Source organism: Caproicibacter fermentans, assembly GCF_014303955.1.
GTDB classification, from domain to species: Bacteria; Bacillota; Clostridia; order Oscillospirales; family Acutalibacteraceae; genus Caproicibacter; species Caproicibacter fermentans.
On sequence record NZ_CP060286.1, the window covers coordinates 2,887,359 to 2,906,057 of the forward strand.

The window sequence follows — 18,699 nt, forward strand, 5'->3', positions numbered from 1 at the left end:
GGAGGAAATACTCATGAAATTTTTAAAAAACCGCACGGTGCTGGGCGCTGTCTGCATCGTGCTTTCCTTGCTGATCTGTTTCGCGCTGACGCCGCTTTTCAATCAGAGCGTGTCGCGAAAGACCACCGTGGTAAGAGTGGTTAAGGACATCCAGAGCGGAGAGCAGATCACCAAGGACATGGTCCAGACTGTGGAGGTGGGCGGCTACAACCTGCCTGAAGCCGTCATGAAAAAAGCCGATTCCGTGGTCGGCAAATACGCCAAAGCCGACCTTGCTCCCGGCGATTATGTCCTTTCCGCCAAGCTGTCGGATGCTCCGGCAGTGGAAAACGCCTATCTGTCCAGCCTGAACGGGACAAAGGAGGCCATCTCCGTCAGCATCAAGAACCTTGCGGAGGGGCTGTCCGGAAAGCTGGCGTCGGGCGACATCGTCAGCGTCATCGCCCCGGACTACAAAAAGCAGGGCTCCACGGTCATCCCGCCCGAGCTGACCTATGTGGAGGTCATCGGCGTGACAGCCAGTTCCGGCAATGACACCGATCAGACCAAGACTGAGTCCGGCAAATCCGACAGCGAGGACGAGGAAAAGCAGCTCCCCGCCACCGTGACCCTGCTGGCAACCTCGGATCAGGCGAAGATCCTGGCGGAGCTGGAGTCGGAGGGCAGCATCCATCTATCCCTTGTCTACCGGGGCAGCAAAGACAAGGCCGATGAATTTCTAGCGACGCAGGACAAGCTGCTGGATGCGTTATATCCGAAAAGCGCAGGCAGTTCCAGCGGAACAGGCACCGGTACGAATGCCCCCGCCGCGAGCTCCGAGGCGCCGGAAAGCGAGGGGAAATAAATGCTCAATTTCATGAAGGGGAGCATCTTCACCCGAAATAAACCGGCCCCTCCCCAGGAGGAAGCGGAGCCGGACATCCGGATGCTGGCGGTCTGGGGCAGCCCCGGCAGCGGCAAAACCACCGTCAGCGTGCGCCTCGCCAAATATCTGGCCGACCACAAGCGCGACGTGGCGCTGCTTCTGTGCGACATGACGGCTCCCATGCTGCCCTGCGTCTGTCCGCCCGCCGAGCTGGAGTGTGAACGCTCCCTCGGCAGTATTCTCGCGGCAGCCCATATCACCGACACCCTCGTCAGGCAGAACTGCGTCACCTTGAAAAAGACGAGCCACCTGACCATCATCGGCATGCTCAAGGGCGAAAATGTGTTCACCTATCCGCCCTATACCCAAGAGCTGGCGGCCGAGCTTCTGGACCACCTGCGCGACGTCGCCCCGACCGTCATCGTCGACTGCGGCAGCTATATCGCCCACGACGTCCTCTCGGCGGTGGCCCTGCTGTCGGCCGACTCCGTTCTCCGGCTGGTGAACTGCGACTTGAAGTCCGTCAGCTACCTTTCCAGCCAGCTTCCGCTCCTGAAAGAGCAGAAATGGGACGCTGACAAGCAATACAAGGCGGCCTCCGACATCAAATCCAATCAGGCCGGGGAGCACATCGAGCAGGTGCTGGGCAGCGTGGCGTTTCAGATTCCGCATTCCTCCGAGCTGGAAAATCTGGCGCTGGAGGGGAACCTGCTGGGTGAGCTGGCCCTCAAGGACAGCCGGGGGTTCCGCTCGGAGATTGCCAAAATCGCAAAGGAGGTGTTCGGCGTATGAGCAGAAGGCCCGATCTTTTAGCTTCCCAAAACATGACGGACAGCCAGGATCTGTTCTTCTCCTCCGGGGAAACCGTCCGGGATTTCCGTTCGGTGCTGCGCGACGTGCAGGAGTACATTTCCAGTAAATACGCGACGCTGATCACGGACGGCGGAACCGAGGAAGTCAAGGCGCAGGTCAAGCGGTATATCGCAAAATATGTGCAGGATTACCGCCTGACGGTGCAGGGCATGACACAGGAGCAGCTTGTGGATGCGCTTTATACCGAGATGGCGGAGTTCTCGTTTCTGACCAAATACATCTTCGGAACGGGCATCGAGGAAATTGATGTGAACGCCTGGAACGACGTGGAGGTGCAGTACAGCAGCGGCATCACGAAAAAGCTGGACGAGCGATTCGACAGCCCGGAACACGCCGTCAACGTCGTTCGCCGGATGCTCCATGTGTCCGGCATGGTGCTGGATAACGCCAGCCCCGCCGTGCTGGGACATCTGTCGAAGAACATCCGCATCGCGGCGCTGAAAACGCCGCTTGTGGACGAGGACGTGGGCGTATCGGCGTCCATCCGTATCGTCAACCCGCAGTCCATGAAAAAACAGGACTTCATAAACGGCGGCACCGCCACTGGGCCGATGCTGGATTTTCTCTCAGAATGCCTGCGTTACGGCGTTTCCACCTGCGTCGCCGGGGCCACCAGCTCCGGCAAGACCACGCTGGCGGGCTGGCTTCTGACCACCGTGCCGGACAACAAACGAATCTTTACCATTGAAAACGGCTCCCGCGAGCTGTCTCTGGTGCGGCAGGAAAATGGGAAGGTGGTCAACAGCGTCATCCACACCCTGACCCGCGACAGCGAGAACGAGCGTCAGCGGATCACGCAGACCAGCCTGCTGGATATGTCTCTCCGCTTCAACCCAGATTTGATCGTGGTTGGCGAGATGCGCGGCTCCGAGGCTTACGCGGCGCTGGAAGCCGCCCTGACCGGCATCGGCGTTCTGACCACCATCCACGCAACCTCCTGCGACGCGGCCTACCGCAGAATGGTCGCGCTGTGCAAGCGCGCCGTGGACATGTCGGATGAAACGCTCATGGCCTACGTCACGGAAGCCTATCCGCTGGTGGCCTTCTGCAAGCAGCTGGAGAACAAACAGCGCCGCATCATGGAGATCATGGAGTGCGAGATCCTGCCGGACGGCACAAGAAGCTTCCGCCCGCTTTTCCGGTACCATATTTCCGAGAACCGCATGGAGCAGGGCAAATTCATCATTACCGGCGAGCACGGCAGCGTGCAGCCGATCTCGGAAAGCCTGCAGAGGCGGCTCCTCGAAAACGGGATGCCGCAGGCTACCCTGAACCGCATCCTTTCCATGGGAGGTGAGGCGGCGTGAACGCCATTCTTCTGATTGCCTGCGTCGGCATGATCGCCGGCGCTTTTTTACTGCTCGGAATCTCTCCGCTGGGGTTTGCCGACGGGCTGTTCGGGTTTCTGACCCGGAGGAACAAAAGTCTCCGCGCGGAGATCGACGAGGCCGCGCGGCGCAAAAAGGCGTCCTTTTTCCGCAGGGAAATCTCGGAGGTACAGGAAATCCTCAAGATCACCGGCCGGAGCGGACGGTTTTCCCTTGTCTGCGCGGCGTCCCTGCTGTGCTTTGCCGTGGGCGCGGCCTTCGCCATCCTGCTCGGAAACGTGTTCCTTCTGCCGGTGATGGCCATAGGGATGATGTTCATTCCGCTTTGGTATGTCCGCCTGACCGCAGGCCACTACAAAAAGGCCGTCGCGTCTGAGCTGGAAACGGCTCTGTCGATCATTACCACGGCCTACCTGCGCAATGAGGACATCGTGTCGGCGGTGGAGGAAAGCATCGCATATCTGAACCCACCCGTGAAAAGCGTGTTTGCAGGTTTTCTCACGCAGGTGAAGCTTATCAGCCCGGATGTGGAGGCGGCGCTTCATGACATGAAGCCGAAAATCGAAAACGACGTCTTTCACGAATGGTGCGACGCGCTTGCCGCCTGCCAGTATGACCGGAGCCTGAAGACCACTCTGACGCCCATCGTCAGTAAGCTGTCCGACATGCGCATCGTCAATGCCGAGCTGGAATATCTGGTGTTTGAGCCGAGGAAGGAATTCATTGTCATGGCGATGCTGGTGGCCGGAAACATTCCTATCATGCGCCTGTTAAATAAGGATTGGTACTATACCCTGATGCACACGCCGGCGGGACAGATCACTCTTGCGGTGTGCGCGGCCGCCATTTTTATCTCCACGGCTTTTGTCATTAAGCTGACGAAGCCCATCGAGTACAGAAGATAAGGTGCGCACAATTTCTGCGGAAATTGCATGGTTCGCTGTGCTCACGGCGCACCTCACGGGCGGGACCAGTCCCCCCGTGTGCCCCCTTGCTCTCCGAGGGGGATTTTTACAGTAAAGGAGGTTCTATTTTGAATTTACTCTTTGTAGTTGGCGGTCTTCTGGTAATTGGACTGTTCTTTATTTTGGCGGATGTGCTAAAGCTCCCCACGCTGAAAGCGGCGAAAGCCATGCTGGGTGCGGGCAAGGAAAGCAAAAAAGCCTCCAAAACGTTGGAGGCCTGGCTGATGTCCGGCGCCGTGAAGCTGGCAAGGCACATCCGCATGGACGAGTACAAAAGGGCGCGGATGGCGAATGTGCTGAAGGCGGCCGGTTATTCCATGACCCCGGAGGTGTACACAGCCTACGCCCTGACAAAATCCGGCGCCATCCTGCTGGGCGTGATCCCATGCCTGCTTCTGCTGCCTCTGTTGACCCCGCTGGTGGTTATCCTCGCCGTCCTGTCGTATTTTAAGGAAGCGCGCAAGGCGGACGAGCAGCTTAAAACAAAGCGGGATCAGATCGAAGGCGAGCTGCCCCGGTTCGTAGCGACCGTGGAGCAGAGCCTGAAGGCCAGCCGGGACGTGCTGGCAATGCTGGAAGCCTACAAGAAAAACGCGGGCCCCGCCTTCGCCCATGAGCTGGACGTGCTGACGGCCGACATGCGCTCCTCCTCCTACGAGGCGGCGCTCACCCGGTTCGAGGCAAGGTTCAATTCCCCTATGCTTTCCGACGTGGTGCGCGGGTTGATCGGCGTCCTGCGCGGCGACGACAGCGCCGTGTATTTTCAGATGCTGTCCCACGATTTCAAGGCGCTGGAGCTTCAGCGCTTAAAAGGCCGGGCACAGAAAATCCCGCCAAAAATCCGCGTGTTTTCCTTCGTGATGCTGATGTGTTTTCTTTTGACTTATATGGTCATCATCGCGGTGCAGATCATGGATTCTCTCGGCACCATGTTTTAACAAGGAGGGTTTTGTATGGATCAAAATGAAAAACAATTGGAGAAAAAACTGCGTGACCGGATCGAGGCCAACTACCGCTCCTATATCCAGCAGCTCCAAAGCAGGCCCGCTCCCGACCTGATCGAACAGGCCGCGGAAATCGCCTCGGTAAAGCTGGTGTATGACGAACTTATGGATTGCTGCAATCCCGGTGACGCGGAATACCTGCTCCGGTTTGAAAACCCGCTGCGGCTGGTGAGTGACCAGTGGCTGGCTGAGCAGAACGTGTCGCACAGCGACGAGCTCGGGCATGTGCTCTGGAGCATCACCGACAAGGGGCTTGGCGAGGGCGAATACGCCATGCTGGATGCGGTGCAGGATGGCCCGGAAACGGCCGGGCTTGATCAGGGGGTACAGCTATGCTGAAGCTCCTCCGCTCCCGGCGCGGCGAGGGATATATCGACACAGCGGTGATGATTCTCTGCGCCATGCTGGTGATCGCGGTGGCGATGAGCGTCCTGCCGGTGTTTGTCACCAAAAACAGGCTGGACACCTATGCCTCCGAGCTGTGCCGTGAAGCGGAAATTCAAGGATGCGTCGGAACGGAAACAGCACGTCGGGCGCAGGTGCTGACCGAGCAGACCGGCCTCGAGCCGGACATCTCATGGTCGAAGACCGGAAAGATTCAACTCAACGAGGAATTCACCGTTACCGTCTCCGTGCGGGCCGATATCGGGCTGTTCGGCGGGTTCGGGAGCTTTCCCGTTACGCTGACGTCGAAAGCGTCGGGCAAAAGCGAGGTGTACTGGAAGTGACATCCAAAAAATTCTGTGCTATACTCAAAAGCAATAGAGGATCGGCCTTTCCGCTCACCATCGCGGTGACGCTGGCGCTTTTGCTGCTTCTCTGCGTCGCTTCCGAGGGCATCCGGCTGATGATCATCGCCCAGGGCGTGCGGGACGCGGTGCAGTCCGCCGTGATCTCAACCGTAAATGACAGCTATGACAATGTATATCACGGCGTGCGGGAGGGCTATTCCGGCGCTTACCAACTCTCGGCGGACGACTTCGAGGAAAGCCTCGATTACGGCGATATTTACGGACGGCTGGACAATCTGCTGGAACTCCGGCAGGAGAATGGATATCATGTGAAATACGCCGGGGACGAAGCCGAGTTTCGGTTGTCAAACCTGTCCGTCAATCTCAGGAACATGCCGCTGGCACCGTCCGATCCGGACAACGCGAACGGTTATCTGGCCGACGCGGTGATCCGATTGGAGGTTCCCGTGCGGTTTGGAGGGAATATCCTGCCGCCCATGACGATCAGCCTCAAGGTACAGGCAAAATATATGCCTTTATTCTGACTATTTCACGCGTGCCCCATAGACTTTCGAAACCGTCTGTGGTACTGTGTGATACTGAAAAAAGTCGATGAATCAACAACATGAAAAAGGAGGGTATCTCATATGAAACTGACAGATAAAACAAAAAAACGGCTCACGCTTGCCGGGCTCGGCGTTTTGAGCATTGTGCTGGTCGTCGCTATCGCCGCGCAGTTCAGAACGGGGACGCCCATGGATGGGAAAGGGAACGCCTCCTCCGCCGCGTCGGATGCCTCGGTTCCTTCAATCTCCGCTCCAGAAACCACGGGCTCTTCACCGGACGTCAGCGTCCCGGTTGTTTCCGCGCCGGACACGGCTTCTCAGAATGGCGGCGCCGAAGATACCGGGGATTCCAGCGGCACGGACCAGAGCATTCAGGCACCGGTGACCAAACCGTCCGAGCCTTCGTCGGAAGCGAAAACGAACCCCAATCAGACGCCGGACGGTAAAAAGACAACGAAAACCGATGGCGGAACGCCGACCGCGAATTCCTCCTCCGAACCATCGACACCGAAGGCCGGAGATAAGAACAGCAAAGGTCAAGTTTATTTCCCCGGCTTTGGATGGGTTGATGACGAAGGCGGCGGTACATCGGGAACAACCGCCGGTGATATGTACGAAAACGGCAATAAGATCGGCAACATGAATTAGCTCGATATCACGATATTACGGAAAGCACGGCTTCGGCCGTGCTTTTTCGTTTGGAAGGAGGATTTCATGAAACGAATCATCAGCCTTTTTTTAGCGTTTGTACTGATGATTTCCGTATTCCTGCCGATGAACGCCTATGCCATCGGAGACGGGAATGTGGATGGCGGCGGAGGTGGGATGGGAGACGGAACTAACACGGATTTCTGGAACACCGGCGACGAGGGAGTACGGGTAACGGTCATCCGGGCCAACGATCATGCGGTTGTGACAACGCCGGTCGATTTAACGAACAGGACCCCAGCCGGAACAATATGGCACTTTGGAAAGGTGTGCAAAATCTCTTATAATAGAGGGCAAACTTTAACACCAAGGACCGGAAACTATTCTTATGTAAACCCGTCTCAGGCTCTGCCCAAGATCATCAGCACATCCGGAGGAAACGGTAACATCGCCGCGATCAAGAGCTATTTCACTGACGAGCAGGTAATTCGGAGTATCGCGAACCTAACCGGAATGAACTTTAATGTCCTGATCAACGGGCAGTACAAGCTGCTTCTGGAGCCCATCGCATATATGACGTTCGGCGGTGTCAAATACGCCATGACCGCCACGGAGGCCGCGCTGTTCGATCAGCAGCTCGGGGGCGGCCTGCGGAGCAAGATGGTCTCTCTCAGCCACAAAAACCTGCCGCTAGCGATGTTCTTGGAAACCCCGGATCTCGGCTACCCGGCGTGGGGCGGTTCCACGACCAGGGCGGCGTCGGACACGGATATCATCTCATCACTTGGCCTTGGCATCGTGCGGTTCAGCGAAGCGGAACCGCCTACGATCAGTACAACAAATTATGAATACCGCGTCAACACGGAGGTCATCACATCCGTGACGGTGCGGGGCGGGCAGTCCGATCCGAACAATCCCGTCACAGTGCGTTTCACTATTGGGGGCCAGACTTACACCGTAGGCGGCGTCTACTACCCAGATGGCGACAGCCAGCTGGCGTGGGTGCGCTGGACAACCCCATCCACTCCGCAGACCATGACCATCCGCGTGTCGGTGAACGGCGGCGGCTCGGCAAGCGAGGGAACCATCACCGCAAAAATTACGGATCTCTCCGGACACGATCCACCCGATCCGGTGGCGGATGACCGGAACGACTCCTACGCCGCGTCACCTGTCCCCAATAATACGCAGAAAACTTCGGCGTCCTGGGGAGTCTGGTGCCCGTCATGGCACGCGAATTGGGTCTGGATTTCCACAGGAGAGGACTCCGGCTATTGGGAAGACACTGGATGGTGGGACTTTAACTGGACTTCTTATTCCGCGAGCCTGACCGCTTCCATGAGCATTACGCCGGATGCGAAAGATCCCACGGCATCGGGCAAAGTCCTGAAAAGCGGCTATGGGATCAACCAGACAACGACTGCCAGAGTAAGCACCGGCCAGTCTTCGGCGGTGACGGACGCGCAGACCGCCGTCACGTACTTTCCGGAATTCGGGTACCAATCATTCTGGCGGCTACTGGAACAGACGCGCTCCGGATATAACGCAGAATTTGAGTTTGCATCAAACAAATATTCGACTTACAAACGCCGGACGCACTTCACGCCGATTTGGATGCCGGACGGCAGCTACACGCCCTATACCTATCTGGAGGACTGCTGGACGCCCGCGGGGATGCTCAGCATGAACCTCACCGACTCGGTAACGATACGGGGCAGCCTTTGGAGCGACTGGCACATCGCGCCTGTAAAGCCATAGCAACAGAAAAGAAAAAGGATCGCGGAGCAGGAGCTTCAGCGGTCTTTTTTTCTTGCACAAAATTATTTGAAAGGTGGAAAATCCATGAAAACGAAACGTATTTTCGCGGTTCTGTGTGTGGTTCTCATCCTGACCTGCCTCTTTGGAACGACCGCGTATGCTGCGGGAAGCGGCGATGTGGCGGGAGCCGTGGAAGGCACTTGGAAAACAGCGTCACAGCAGATAAAGACTGTTGTCAACAGCGTGGTATTCCCAGCAATCGACCTGATTCTGGCCGTGTTTTTCTTCGCCAAATTAGGCACGGCTTATTTCGACTATAGAAAACACGGGCAATTTGAGTGGGCGGCGCCGGCAATCCTATTCGCCTGTCTGGTGTTTACATTGACGGCGCCGCTATATATTTGGAGCGTAGTTGGGATGTGATATATGAAAGCAGTCCGGCTCCAAGAAAGCCGGACTGCTTAAAATGGTATTGAATTTCAATTGGTCACTTTAATTTTGAAAGAAAATCCTGCAATTCAGGTCCGTTGTGAACAGGTGAACCATGCGAAGGACATAACCATTCAAATTCCAAGTTTTTGAGCATGGAGAGTGATTTTATTACTTCATCCTGATTCCAGTTCATAAATCCAGGGAAAAGTGCAAAGCGGCCATGGATAAATTTAAACAGATCGCCTGTAAAAACAATGTCCCGAACCTGAAAAATAGTATGTCCCGGCGTATGCCCGGGCGCACGCAGAATATGTATATCGCTGTAAGGCCAACCGGCGCTATAAGTTCCGCTGACGGCAGATTTTCGCGGCCTTATGATGGTTTCAATCAGATGCTTTACACCTGGACGCCTTTTCTCACCAATGATGTAGGGAATGTCTTCCGAAGGTGCCCACAGCTCGGCACCGGTGGCTTCCTGCAATTGCTTTGCATTTCCGATATGGTCTACGTCATGATGTGTGAGCAGAATCATGCGAATATCGTCGGGGCAAGTGCCGAGGCTTCGGATTTCTTCCAATATTTTTTTTGAAAGCCCCGGCATTCCCGTATCGATTAAAAACGTTTCATCCGTCCTGACTAAAAAAACATGGCTGCGTTTAGCAGCTTCCAGTTGAAAAACATTCTCGGTAATTTTCAAAGATATTCCTCCAATCAGCATGCGAACAATATTCCGATCGTTCATATACACTATTTAAACATCAGCATACCGCCCATGACAACGATCATTATGAAAAGCACCGGCTGGAGAACCTTCTCCAGCTTTTTCTTGTCCGCCCGTTTCAGGAGGAACGGCCCGGCGAGCGCGCCGCACATGGTGCCGATGGCCAGAAGCCCGACAAGCTGCCAGTCGATATTCCCAACGCTGAGATGCGCGAGAAAACCTGTCACCGCGATTCCGAACAGCACCAGAACCGAGGTGCCAACGGTCTCCAGTGCCGGACAGCCCAGGATCATCAGGCCCGCGACAATCGGACCGCCGCCGCTTAAACCCACCAGTCCGGACATGATTCCGCCGAGCAGTCCGAAGCAAACAGCCTTTATGGTGTTAGCCTTTTTTATTTGGGCAGAGTCCTGTTCCGCTGTTTTGCCGTGCTTTTTTCGCAGGAAGGAGATTAGCATCTGCAGGGCAAGCAGAAGTAGGATGATTCCGGTTAGTTTGTTATAAAGGCCCTGCGGCAGAAAACCGGAACACAGCGAACCGATGACGGAGCCGACCGCGCCGCTTACGAGCATTGTAATGCCGAACCGCAGATTCATGTTTCCGGCCTTCCAATGGGAAAACGCCCCCACCGCCGTGGTAGGGATCGTGGTAGCAAGCGAGGTTGATGCCGCAATAGCAGGCGAAATGTGAAAGAACACCGTCAGAATCCCAACATAGACGGCTCCGCCGCCTCCGCCGAGAGAAACAATCAGCAAGCCTACGACAAACCCAACAATGGGTAAGGCAATATAAGTACCCATATCAATCACTCTTTTCCATACTTAAAGATGAAATCAACCGAAAAGCAAGCTGTCGATAACTTTCGTCGACGTCCGCACCATTTCCACGGAAAAATCCAGCCGCTTCCAGAGAAACAAACCCATGGAGCGCACTGCGGAAACCACGGACAAAATGGATCGTTTCCTCTTCCCCTAAGTGATACGGCTCCATCACCTGATACAGAATCCGGACAACGGTGTGCCCCTTCTCCTGAACATCGCTGTCGCCGCAGTCCGGGAAGCGCAGGATTGCCTTGTAAAGCTCCGGATTTTCTTTCGCGTAGCTCCGATATGCCAGGGCGATTGCCAGTAACGCGTCGCCCTCGGACCGGCCGACCGCCGCGCCGCGGATTGCTTCTTCCAGCCTGCCGAGGGCAAGCTTCGCAATTCCTGTGGAGAGCTCCTGAACTCCGCTCAGATGGTTATAAAGGGACGGCGATTTGACCCCCAGCTTTTCCGCTACCTGAAGCAGAGAGACATTTTCAAGCCCCTTTTCTTCCGCGAGCTCCGCCGCAGTATTCAGGATTGTCTGCGAGTCCAGATTTCTTCTTGTGCCCATTGTGACCACTTCCATAAACTATAATATGCTTATTATAAACTAATGTAATTAGTTTATCAATACCCAATAATAAAAAAGGAGGCGATGTCCGATTGTTCTATCTCTAAGCGCCCGCAATCGTTTTGCATTGGAGCCTGCGAAAGCGGGCTCCATATTTTTTGAAGGAGGTGACCTCCCATGTTCATATGGGACTTTGTGGCAAACACCGTGCTGGGGCAGATTCTGGACTGGATCTACAGCCAGATGATCGGATTCCTCGGCAACTTTTTCGCGGCCATGGGCAACATGGGCGCGGACCTGTTCGACATGACATGGGTAAAATCCATCGTCCTGTTTTTTACTTACCTTGGCTGGGCGCTCTACGGGACCGGGCTGGTGGTTTCGGTCTTTGAGTGCGGCATTGAGTACCAGTCCGGCCGGGGAAGCATCAAGGACACCGCGCTCAACAACATCAAGGGTTTTCTCGCGGTCGGCCTTTTCTCCACGGTGCCGGTGGAGCTGTATAAGCTCTCAGTCTCCCTGCAGAGCAGCTTCACGGCTGGCATAACCGGGCTTGGAACCGGCATTGACACCGTAGCCGGAAACATTATCAGCCAGCTGTCCTCCGCGGGGGCGCTGGAGCAGGCCGCGAATGCCGGAGTGTTCGGCGGGATCGGAGGCACGCTCAATCCCATCATGCTGATCTTTATCCTCATCATGATGGGCTACGCCGTGATCAAGGTGTTTTTCGCCAACCTGAAGCGCGGCGGTATCCTGCTCATCCAGATCGCGGTGGGCAGCCTGTACATGTTCAGCGTCCCGAGAGGATATCTGGACGGATTCGTGAGCTGGTGCAAGCAGATCATCGGGCTGTGCCTGACCGCATTTTTACAATCTACCATCCTCATTGCGGGGCTGATGGTGCTGAAGGATCACGTCCTGCTGGGGCTTGGCCTGATGCTGGCGGCCGGGGAAATTCCGCGCATCGCTGGAGCGTTCGGATTGGACACCAGCACCAGAGCCAACTTCATGAGCGCCGTCTACGCCGGTCAGACCGCGATGAACATCACCCGCACCATTGTGAAGGCGGTGGCGAAATGAGGCTGGTATATATCTGCTCTCCCTACGCGGGGGATGTTGAAAGCAACGTCCGGTTTGCCAAAGCCGCCTGCCGATATGCGATGAAACAGGGCTGCGCGCCTGTCGCCGTTCATCTGCTGTATCCGCAGATTCTGAACGATGCCGTTCCCTCCGAGAGAAAAGCCGGTATCCGGATGGGGCTGCGGGTGCTGGTTTCCTGTGAGGAACTGTGGGTTTGCGGCGGCACCGTCAGCCATGGAATGAGCTGTGAGATCGCAAAAGCCGCACGATTGGGAATCCCCGTTCGATACCTGTCTGCGGAGCAGATTCAAAGCGAAGCTCCCGTAAGGCAATACGGCGTTCTGGCGCGCCGGAGCGCCGCGTCAATCTGCGGAGCGGCGGAAAACTGGCTCCAGCAGGACGGAAGGCCCATGACATTCGGCACTTATGAAGAAGCTGCGGCGGAAGCCGAGCGGCTGAACGACCGAATGGGGCCTGTCAACCGAACCGTCGAGTATTTTCCAAAAGAAACGGAGGCTGTGCCGGAGGAAACGCCTTCCTTCGGCATGGAACTGCGCCTGTGACCGCGCCGCTGACCCTTGGCAGCCTGTTTGACGGGATCGGCGGATTTCCGCTGGCAGGCGTCCGGCAGGGGTTCACTCCTGTGTGGGCCAGCGAGATCGAACCGTTCCCGATGAAAGTTACAAAAATACGGTTTCCGGATATGCTCCCTGTCGGCGACATCATGAAGCTGAAGGGCTCGGAGCTGACCCCCGTGGATGTGGTCTGCGGCGGGAGCCCGTGCCAGGATCTCAGCGTGGCAAACGGCAGGCGTCTCGGACTTCAGGGCGAACGCTCCGGCCTGTTCATGGAGCAAATTCGGATCATCAAGGAGATGAGAGCGCATGACAAAGCAAACGGAAGGCCAGCTGACGCTGTTCGACCTCGGTATATGGTCTGGGAAAATGTGCCTGGAGCCTTCTCCTGCTCAGGAGGCGAGGATTTCCGGGCGGTTCTCGAAGAAACCTGCCGAGTTGCTGACAACACCGTATCTGTACCTCGACCTCCGGGAGGGGTATGGCAATCTGCTGGGGCCATATTGGGAGATCAATTCTCCGTTGCTTGGAGAGTATACGACGCTCAATACTGGAATGTCCCGCAACGGCGCAGGCGCATCTTCCTTGTCGCGGATTTTGGAGGCCGAACCGCCCCAAAAGTACTATTTGAGCAGGACCGCCTGCCTGGGAATTCTGCGGCGGGCGAGAAAGCGCGGCAAGGAGTTGCCCCCGGTGCTGAAGCAGGCGCTGGAGCTTCAGGCGGGAATCCGGTCGGAGGATGCCTGACATCATGGGATGTACAAAGCCACCGGATATATGAAAGCGAGGGCGTCTGGCCCTCCCTGTACAGCGGCGGCGGTGGCGGGCACGGCTATGTATCCACAGAAAAAGAAAAAACGGAACCTTCGGAGGGCGGACCCATGGCTTTTGCGTGCAATCAGCGCGATGAGGCTCGGAACTTGCACGATGTGTCCGGGGCAATACAGGCCCAGCCCGGTATGAAGCAGCAGACTTTTATAGCCGAGACACCGCAGCAGGAGAATGCGAACTGCCTAACGCCATGGGATACCCAGCAGGGCCGAGTTTTTACAGAAAAAAGCGTTGCGCCTACGCTGGCCGGCGCCGATGGAGGCGGCGGCAGAAATCCGGGCGGGCTTTTGTTTACGGCGGCGTTCAGCGCGGGGGCCGGTTCGTCCGCAGGAGGGATCGGCTATCAGGAGGAATGTGCGCCGACCTTGAAGGCGACGGCAAGCGGAAGCATGATGCCCTCCGTGCTGTGCCTGAACGACCAGGGCGGCAACCGCATGGATGTTTCCGAAGACGTCGCCGCCACGCTCCGCTCGCAGGAACACGGCCATTCGCCGCTTGTCATGGGAAACCAGCCGGAGCTGTTTGAGAATTATGGGATCGACTCGCGTTACACGGGACCGCACAAGGTAGCGCCCACCATGTCCGCGAGATACGGGACCGGCGGGAACAACGTCCCTTTAATCTCCCAGCCGTCTGCGTTTCTGGCGGACTCGGGCGAAGACTCGGCGCCTGCCGAAACCTACTGCATTGCCGGAAATATCATCGACCGCCAGGACAAAAACGGCGGGAACGGTATCGGCGTCCAGCCGGATATCAGCTATACCGTCACGGCCACCGACCGGCACTGCGTGTTTTCCCAGCAGCGCAGCGACGAGTACGCGCCGAACGAGGTGGTAAGCACCGAGAGCGCCCGGCAGTATAAGGACGCCACCGACCTCGTGTGTGAAACGAGCCAAGCCGGGGCGCCTGAACCTCGCGGTGCGCCAGCCGAACCACATGTGCATCCCTATCGCATCCGCAAGCTGATCCGAAGGCTAACCCCGTTGGAATGCGAACGGCTACAGGGTTTTCCGGATCACTGGACGGACATCCCCGGCGCTTCGGACAGCGCCAGATATAAAGCTCTTGGTAACAGCGTGGCGATACCCTGCGTGGAGCATGTGCTCCGGGGAGTCGCTTATTTTTTACGCAAATTCAAGGAGGAATCATCATGTACATCTATCCGGACAACCTGAAATCCAAGGCGACGCTGTGGCTGTGGCAGCTCCGGGACATCGGGATCATCGGCGTGGGCCTGCTGCTCTCTGTGTTTGCGCTGGCACAGCTCCGGTTCCTGCCGCCTATTGTCATCACGGCTCTCTACGCGTTTCTGACGATCCGTTTTGATGATACCAGCATCCTCGACTTTATCAAAAACGCCTGCTCTTTCTTCTTCGCAAGGCAGCAGGTCTACGAATGGGGGTATGGAAAACATGAATAAGGCAGAAAAGAAAAACGCAAGGCAAAAACAATATACCCGTCAGCTCATCAACACGAAGGCCGTCACCGATTACAGTCTTGCGACCAGCCGCGGCGACGAGCTGGTGTATTTTATTATCAAGCCCACCAACATCTCCGTGCTTTCCGAGGAAAGCGTCTCGGCCCGAATTTATGCTTTGATGACCGTGCTCAAGGGCATCGCGGAGCTGGAATTTCTGTGCCTGAACAGTCGGGAAAACTTTGAAGACAACAAGCAGTTTCTCCGGACACGGCTGGAGCAGGAGAACCATCCCGCTGTGCGGCAGCTTCTGGAGCAGGATCTCTCCCAGCTCGACCGGATGCAGGTACAGATGGCGACGTCCAGAGAATTTCTGGTGGTGATCCGGCTCCGGAATGAAAAGCAGAGCGAAGTGTTCTCCTACCTGAACCGCATAGAAAAAACCCTGCGTGAGCAGGGCTTTTCCACAAAACGCGCCGGCAAGGAGGACATCAAGCGTATTCTCGCCATTTATTTCGAGCAGAATGTTACAACGGAAAAATTTGAGGACTACGACGGAGAGCGCTGGATCGTGCCGGAGGACTGACAGCTTATTTCAGCTTTTCGGAACAATCATCCATCAGAAGCTGAAACACCTGTTTCCCCGTCTCGCTGTCCTCATAAACCAGGCTGTCCAGCAAGGCGCAGGAGAGCCCATAGGAAAATCCCATGGAAGCAGGGACGGCAAGAAATTGCTCCTTCAGCATCCGGTTAATCCGCTCCATCGGGGGCTCTCCGACGACAGCGGAAATTCTGTCATACAGCATGTTCAGATCAGCGTTTTGGAGAACTTCGCTGATGCTATCCCTTTTATCCGACAGGAACCGGGACATGGCGTATTGGAGGAATTTCTCCGCCAGCAGCGCGTAATGCCGGTTCACGACAGTAAACCGCTGTGCAGATTGATCCGAATGTTCCTCAAAATTCTGCTTTACCTCCGGGTAAAAGGGATGTTCCTCTGCCTCTGCGCCGGTGTTGGTCAGTTGGAACGGGCGGTGCTTGTGCTCAGACGAATTTCCTGAGACTGCATCCAGAGCATAAAAGCACAGGTCTCTCAGCTCCGATGACACCTCATACCCGTCTGACACAGCCTCCTGACTGGAGGAAGCGATGACCGCTTGAAAGAAATGGGACAGGTAGCTCTCCACCAGATATCCCTCCCCGCCGAGCTTCGTCCGGATATCCGTGGTAAGCAGCAGGAGATCCGTGATGGAACTGGGCTGTTCAGTTTCCTTGGAAACCAGCAGATCCTCAGGATTCTGAAAAATGTTCATTTTTACCCCGACCTTTCTTTGAAGTCGGGAATCTCCGGCGCTTAAAAGTGCGGGCAAAGGCGGGGCTTCTCTGCCCGCTACCCTTGCACGCGCGAAAGATTCTTCTTGTGCCGCCACAAAAAACAAGGTACAATAGCCTTGTCGTGGTGCCGTTTACGGTTGTGCAGGGTGGTATGTTCACCTTTGCGCAGGGCTGATATGTTCTCAGCATATCAGCCTGCCATGACGCTTTTATTTTTCCGGGCAACTCCCGTTGGTGTCTATATCAACTCTGATCAAAAGAAAAGTCAAGGGCCTTGTGAGAGACGGCAAAAAAATTGGGAAGTCAAGAGCATAAGCTCTCAGCTTCTCATTTTGCTCCATAATGATCAGTTGGGCTTATACTAAATTACATGAGTTGGGCGCATAATGCTATCATTTTCATCCACAATTAATTTTCCTTCTAAATATTTATCAAATATTGATAAGCAAGGAAAACTAACCACTCCATCATCATCTTGAAACTCTATATCTAAAGGCTTTGAAGAAACAAAAAGAAAATGCGCTTTTACTGATTTTTGAGCCCCAATAAAAGTTTCCATCTTTTGTGGTTCACTAAGCACTAAGTCATATCTTCTTCTACAGTGGTCATAATATCCATCAGTTTTATAGAGCTTTTCATAGTCAGATATAATCCCGCTATTATTTAATGAATCAGAGAAAAATTTGGCTTCAATCAGGAATAACTCATTTGTTTCCTTTGTATAAAAAATTAAATCAAAATCACCGTAATTGATGGGCTTGCTTCCGAAAATTCTGTCATATTGAACATCAATCTCATCAAAGTAAGCTGTGTAATGATTTCTCAGCTTTTCTCTGAGAATATCAACTAACTTTACTGACAGTTCTTCATTACGCTTTTCAATAGTTGCAGTTAATTTGTCTTTGCAATTCGAGTAACTCATTCCACCATTATTAAAAATTGATACCCAAAGTTGCTTGGCCTGCTCAATAGCACAATACGAAATATTAACCCGGTCATGTAATGGTCAAGCAATTTTGTAACACCACTGTCTAAATTAAATCAAAGCATACCTTGCTTCATATGGTGTACGATAATCATTGTAGGAATGCGGGCGAATCTGATTGTACCAAACATAAGCAAACTCTGAAATTGCATGTGCCAATTCTTCATCGGTCCGAAAATTGAAGCGATTGATCAATTCCGCCTTAAAAGTATTGTAATAACGTTCCATCGGGGCATTGTCATAAGGACACCCTGCAGCGCTCATACTCTGCGTGATGTTGTGTGCCCGACAGTAAAGAATAAATTGAGCGGAAGTAAACTGGCTTCCCTGATCGGAATGTAATATCAGATTTTCTGGTCTTTTCTTTTGGGAATGAAGGGCCTTTTCGAGAGTCAGGATCGCTAAATCGCTTGTAATCCATTTGCCGGTTTCACTTGCAATCACGCTGCGGTCATATAAATCAATGATGGTACAGTTGTAACGCATGGAACCGTTCGTAAGAAAAACATATGTGAAATCCGTACACCAAACCTGATTCATTTTGTCTGCCAAAAAGTTTTGATTCAAGAGGTTTGGAAAGATTTTATGAGCATGTCCCTTTTTATACTCAGGGCGCTTACGGCGGCAGATACACTGCAGCTGAAGTTCTTTGTTCATATATTTATGAACCGTAGTTTTGCTTAAAAAGACCTGGTTTCTTTCAAGAAAGACACGCATGCTCCTGTAGCCAAGAATTCCCCCGAATTCATGATAAATGCCCTTGATTTTACGGCAAATTTCATTTTTCTTGGCGTAGTAAGCAGCTTTGGTTTGTTTTCTGTAATTGTAATATGCATTTGGATAAATCCCCATGCGCTTTAAGAGCCAACGAGTTCCGAAATGTCTTTGATGTTTCTCAATGAATCGATATGCCACTAATCGATTTCCTTCGCAAAGAATGCCGCTGCTTTTTTTAGAAAGTCGTTTTCCTTTTCAGCTTCTGCAAGTTTCAGCCGAAGCTGCCTGACTTCCTGCATTAATTCGTTTTCTGATTTTGCGGCATCATTTGTTTGGCATTCTTCACGGTAAGAGCGAATCCAGTTTGAAACAGTAGCGTGGCAGATTCCGTATTCAGCGGCAAGGCTGGCAATCGTGCGACCGTCCTGTATATGTAGCTTTACAACTTTTTTCTTGGTTTCCTCTGTTATTGTTTGCATGGCGTACTCCTT

The 18,699-nt window shown here is 54.4% G+C and carries 22 protein-coding genes; 16 read left to right on the forward strand and 6 right to left on the reverse strand.

The features are described 5' to 3' along the window. Positions 1–13: 13 nt before the first annotated feature. The 11 genes from cpaB (at position 14) to HCR03_RS14345 (ending at position 9,161) form a co-directional block, all read left to right on the forward strand. Positions 14–844, forward strand: coding sequence for a Flp pilus assembly protein CpaB (gene cpaB, locus HCR03_RS14295; protein WP_187034893.1), 831 nt, complete (start codon positions 14–16; stop codon positions 842–844). Beyond that, on the forward strand, positions 845–1,657 hold the full coding sequence (locus HCR03_RS14300; protein WP_187034895.1) for a nucleotide-binding protein: 813 nt from the start codon (positions 845–847) through the stop codon (positions 1,655–1,657). Next, on the forward strand, positions 1,654–3,045 hold the full coding sequence (locus tag HCR03_RS14305) for a CpaF/VirB11 family protein (RefSeq protein ID WP_228724975.1): 1,392 nt from the start codon (positions 1,654–1,656) through the stop codon (positions 3,043–3,045). Before HCR03_RS14300 ends, HCR03_RS14305 begins: the two co-directional genes overlap by 4 nt. Continuing rightward, complete coding sequence (locus HCR03_RS14310) at positions 3,042–3,971, forward strand: type II secretion system F family protein (RefSeq protein WP_187034897.1); 930 nt, start codon at positions 3,042–3,044, stop codon at positions 3,969–3,971. The genes HCR03_RS14305 and HCR03_RS14310 overlap by 4 nt, the downstream gene beginning before the upstream one ends. Before the next feature lie 125 nt (positions 3,972–4,096). After that, positions 4,097–4,969: a secretion protein F gene (locus HCR03_RS14315; RefSeq protein ID WP_187038137.1), complete on the forward strand. Its 873-nt coding sequence runs from the start codon at positions 4,097–4,099 to the stop codon at positions 4,967–4,969. 15 nt (positions 4,970–4,984) lie between these two features. Continuing rightward, positions 4,985–5,374 (forward strand): DUF3848 domain-containing protein, encoded by a 390-nt coding sequence (locus HCR03_RS14320; RefSeq protein ID WP_187034899.1) that lies wholly within the window; start codon positions 4,985–4,987, stop codon positions 5,372–5,374. Continuing rightward, a complete protein-coding gene (locus tag HCR03_RS14325) occupies positions 5,368–5,763 on the forward strand; it encodes a DUF4320 family protein (RefSeq protein WP_187034901.1) in 396 nt (131 codons plus the stop codon). Before HCR03_RS14320 ends, HCR03_RS14325 begins: the two co-directional genes overlap by 7 nt. Further along, on the forward strand, positions 5,760–6,311 hold the full coding sequence (locus HCR03_RS14330) for a hypothetical protein (RefSeq protein ID WP_187034903.1): 552 nt from the start codon (positions 5,760–5,762) through the stop codon (positions 6,309–6,311). The genes HCR03_RS14325 and HCR03_RS14330 overlap by 4 nt, the downstream gene beginning before the upstream one ends. A gap of 102 nt (positions 6,312–6,413) precedes the next feature. Then, on the forward strand, positions 6,414–6,980 hold the full coding sequence (locus tag HCR03_RS14335) for a DUF6550 family protein (protein ID WP_187034905.1): 567 nt from the start codon (positions 6,414–6,416) through the stop codon (positions 6,978–6,980). A gap of 66 nt (positions 6,981–7,046) precedes the next feature. Further along, complete coding sequence (locus tag HCR03_RS14340) at positions 7,047–8,738, forward strand: hypothetical protein (RefSeq protein WP_187034907.1); 1,692 nt, start codon at positions 7,047–7,049, stop codon at positions 8,736–8,738. Between the two features lie 84 nt (positions 8,739–8,822). Beyond that, a complete protein-coding gene (locus HCR03_RS14345) occupies positions 8,823–9,161 on the forward strand; it encodes a DUF3852 domain-containing protein (protein WP_187034909.1) in 339 nt (112 codons plus the stop codon). A 64-nt stretch (positions 9,162–9,225) separates the two neighbouring features. Here HCR03_RS14345 and HCR03_RS14350 read toward each other — a convergent pair whose 3' ends face one another. Genes HCR03_RS14350 through HCR03_RS14360 form a run of 3 tightly spaced genes read right to left on the reverse strand, consistent with a single transcriptional unit; the run spans position 9,226 to position 11,268 of the window. Then, positions 9,226–9,867, reverse strand: a complete 642-nt coding sequence (locus HCR03_RS14350) for an MBL fold metallo-hydrolase (protein WP_187034911.1) — start codon at positions 9,865–9,867, stop codon at positions 9,226–9,228. Positions 9,868–9,917: 50 nt separating this feature from the next. Then, on the reverse strand, positions 9,918–10,691 hold the full coding sequence (locus tag HCR03_RS14355; RefSeq protein ID WP_187034913.1) for a sulfite exporter TauE/SafE family protein: 774 nt from the start codon (positions 10,689–10,691) through the stop codon (positions 9,918–9,920). A 1-nt stretch (position 10,692) separates the two neighbouring features. Next, complete coding sequence (locus HCR03_RS14360) at positions 10,693–11,268, reverse strand: TetR/AcrR family transcriptional regulator (protein ID WP_187034914.1); 576 nt, start codon at positions 11,266–11,268, stop codon at positions 10,693–10,695. 177 nt (positions 11,269–11,445) lie between these two features. Here HCR03_RS14360 and HCR03_RS14365 point away from each other — a divergent pair, with 177 nt between their 5' ends. The 5 genes from HCR03_RS14365 to HCR03_RS14385 are packed head-to-tail and all read left to right on the forward strand — an operon-like array spanning position 11,446 to position 15,757. Then, entirely contained in the window at positions 11,446–12,348 is a 903-nt protein-coding gene (locus HCR03_RS14365; protein WP_187034916.1) for a conjugal transfer protein TrbL family protein, read from the forward strand. After that, a complete protein-coding gene (locus HCR03_RS14370; protein ID WP_187034918.1) occupies positions 12,345–12,911 on the forward strand; it encodes a DUF7768 domain-containing protein in 567 nt (188 codons plus the stop codon). The genes HCR03_RS14365 and HCR03_RS14370 overlap by 4 nt, the downstream gene beginning before the upstream one ends. Then, positions 12,908–14,929 carry a DNA cytosine methyltransferase gene (locus HCR03_RS14375; protein WP_187034920.1) on the forward strand — a complete coding sequence of 674 codons (2,022 nt, stop codon included), beginning with the start codon at positions 12,908–12,910 and terminating at the stop codon, positions 14,927–14,929. Before HCR03_RS14370 ends, HCR03_RS14375 begins: the two co-directional genes overlap by 4 nt. Beyond that, positions 14,905–15,174, forward strand: coding sequence for a hypothetical protein (locus tag HCR03_RS14380; protein WP_187034922.1), 270 nt, complete (start codon positions 14,905–14,907; stop codon positions 15,172–15,174). Before HCR03_RS14375 ends, HCR03_RS14380 begins: the two co-directional genes overlap by 25 nt. Continuing rightward, positions 15,167–15,757 (forward strand): hypothetical protein, encoded by a 591-nt coding sequence (locus tag HCR03_RS14385; RefSeq protein ID WP_187034924.1) that lies wholly within the window; start codon positions 15,167–15,169, stop codon positions 15,755–15,757. Before HCR03_RS14380 ends, HCR03_RS14385 begins: the two co-directional genes overlap by 8 nt. A 4-nt stretch (positions 15,758–15,761) precedes the next feature. Here the strand turns inward: HCR03_RS14385 and HCR03_RS14390 are convergent, their stop codons facing one another. The 3 genes from HCR03_RS14390 to HCR03_RS14400 all read right to left on the reverse strand — a co-directional run bounded on the left by HCR03_RS14390 (position 15,762) and on the right by HCR03_RS14400 (position 18,687). Further along, entirely contained in the window at positions 15,762–16,484 is a 723-nt protein-coding gene (locus tag HCR03_RS14390) for a hypothetical protein (RefSeq protein ID WP_187034926.1), read from the reverse strand. 383 nt (positions 16,485–16,867) lie between these two features. Then, on the reverse strand, positions 16,868–17,428 hold the full coding sequence (locus tag HCR03_RS14395; protein ID WP_187034928.1) for a hypothetical protein: 561 nt from the start codon (positions 17,426–17,428) through the stop codon (positions 16,868–16,870). 114 nt (positions 17,429–17,542) lie between these two features. After that, positions 17,543–18,687, reverse strand: a protein-coding gene (locus HCR03_RS14400; protein WP_187034929.1) for an IS3 family transposase whose coding sequence is annotated in 2 segments (ribosomal slippage) — positions 17,543–18,445 and positions 18,448–18,687 — 1,143 coding nt in all. Because the reading frame shifts where the segments join, the coding sequence is not laid out codon by codon here. Positions 18,688–18,699 lie beyond the last annotated feature (12 nt).

What these genes read in the sequence shown, in the direction of transcription:
- HCR03_RS14395 (WP_187034928.1), bottom strand. Translation starts at nt 17,428, where the DNA reads ATGAGTTACTCGAATTGCAAAGACAAATTAACTGCAACTATTGAAAAG.
- HCR03_RS14345 (WP_187034909.1), top strand. Translation starts at nt 8,823, where the DNA reads ATGAAAACGAAACGTATTTTCGCGGTTCTGTGTGTGGTTCTCATCCTG.
- HCR03_RS14320 (WP_187034899.1), top strand. Translation starts at nt 4,985, where the DNA reads ATGGATCAAAATGAAAAACAATTGGAGAAAAAACTGCGTGACCGGATC.
- HCR03_RS14325 (WP_187034901.1), top strand. Translation starts at nt 5,368, where the DNA reads ATGCTGAAGCTCCTCCGCTCCCGGCGCGGCGAGGGATATATCGACACA.
- HCR03_RS14305 (WP_228724975.1), top strand. Translation starts at nt 1,654, where the DNA reads ATGAGCAGAAGGCCCGATCTTTTAGCTTCCCAAAACATGACGGACAGC.
- HCR03_RS14340 (WP_187034907.1), top strand. Translation starts at nt 7,047, where the DNA reads ATGAAACGAATCATCAGCCTTTTTTTAGCGTTTGTACTGATGATTTCC.
- HCR03_RS14390 (WP_187034926.1), bottom strand. Translation starts at nt 16,484, where the DNA reads ATGAACATTTTTCAGAATCCTGAGGATCTGCTGGTTTCCAAGGAAACT.
- HCR03_RS14370 (WP_187034918.1), top strand. Translation starts at nt 12,345, where the DNA reads ATGAGGCTGGTATATATCTGCTCTCCCTACGCGGGGGATGTTGAAAGC.
- HCR03_RS14355 (WP_187034913.1), bottom strand. Translation starts at nt 10,691, where the DNA reads ATGGGTACTTATATTGCCTTACCCATTGTTGGGTTTGTCGTAGGCTTG.
- HCR03_RS14360 (WP_187034914.1), bottom strand. Translation starts at nt 11,268, where the DNA reads ATGGGCACAAGAAGAAATCTGGACTCGCAGACAATCCTGAATACTGCG.
- HCR03_RS14335 (WP_187034905.1), top strand. Translation starts at nt 6,414, where the DNA reads ATGAAACTGACAGATAAAACAAAAAAACGGCTCACGCTTGCCGGGCTC.
- HCR03_RS14365 (WP_187034916.1), top strand. Translation starts at nt 11,446, where the DNA reads ATGTTCATATGGGACTTTGTGGCAAACACCGTGCTGGGGCAGATTCTG.
- HCR03_RS14380 (WP_187034922.1), top strand. Translation starts at nt 14,905, where the DNA reads ATGTACATCTATCCGGACAACCTGAAATCCAAGGCGACGCTGTGGCTG.
- HCR03_RS14385 (WP_187034924.1), top strand. Translation starts at nt 15,167, where the DNA reads ATGAATAAGGCAGAAAAGAAAAACGCAAGGCAAAAACAATATACCCGT.
- cpaB (WP_187034893.1), top strand. Translation starts at nt 14, where the DNA reads ATGAAATTTTTAAAAAACCGCACGGTGCTGGGCGCTGTCTGCATCGTG.
- HCR03_RS14300 (WP_187034895.1), top strand. Translation starts at nt 845, where the DNA reads ATGCTCAATTTCATGAAGGGGAGCATCTTCACCCGAAATAAACCGGCC.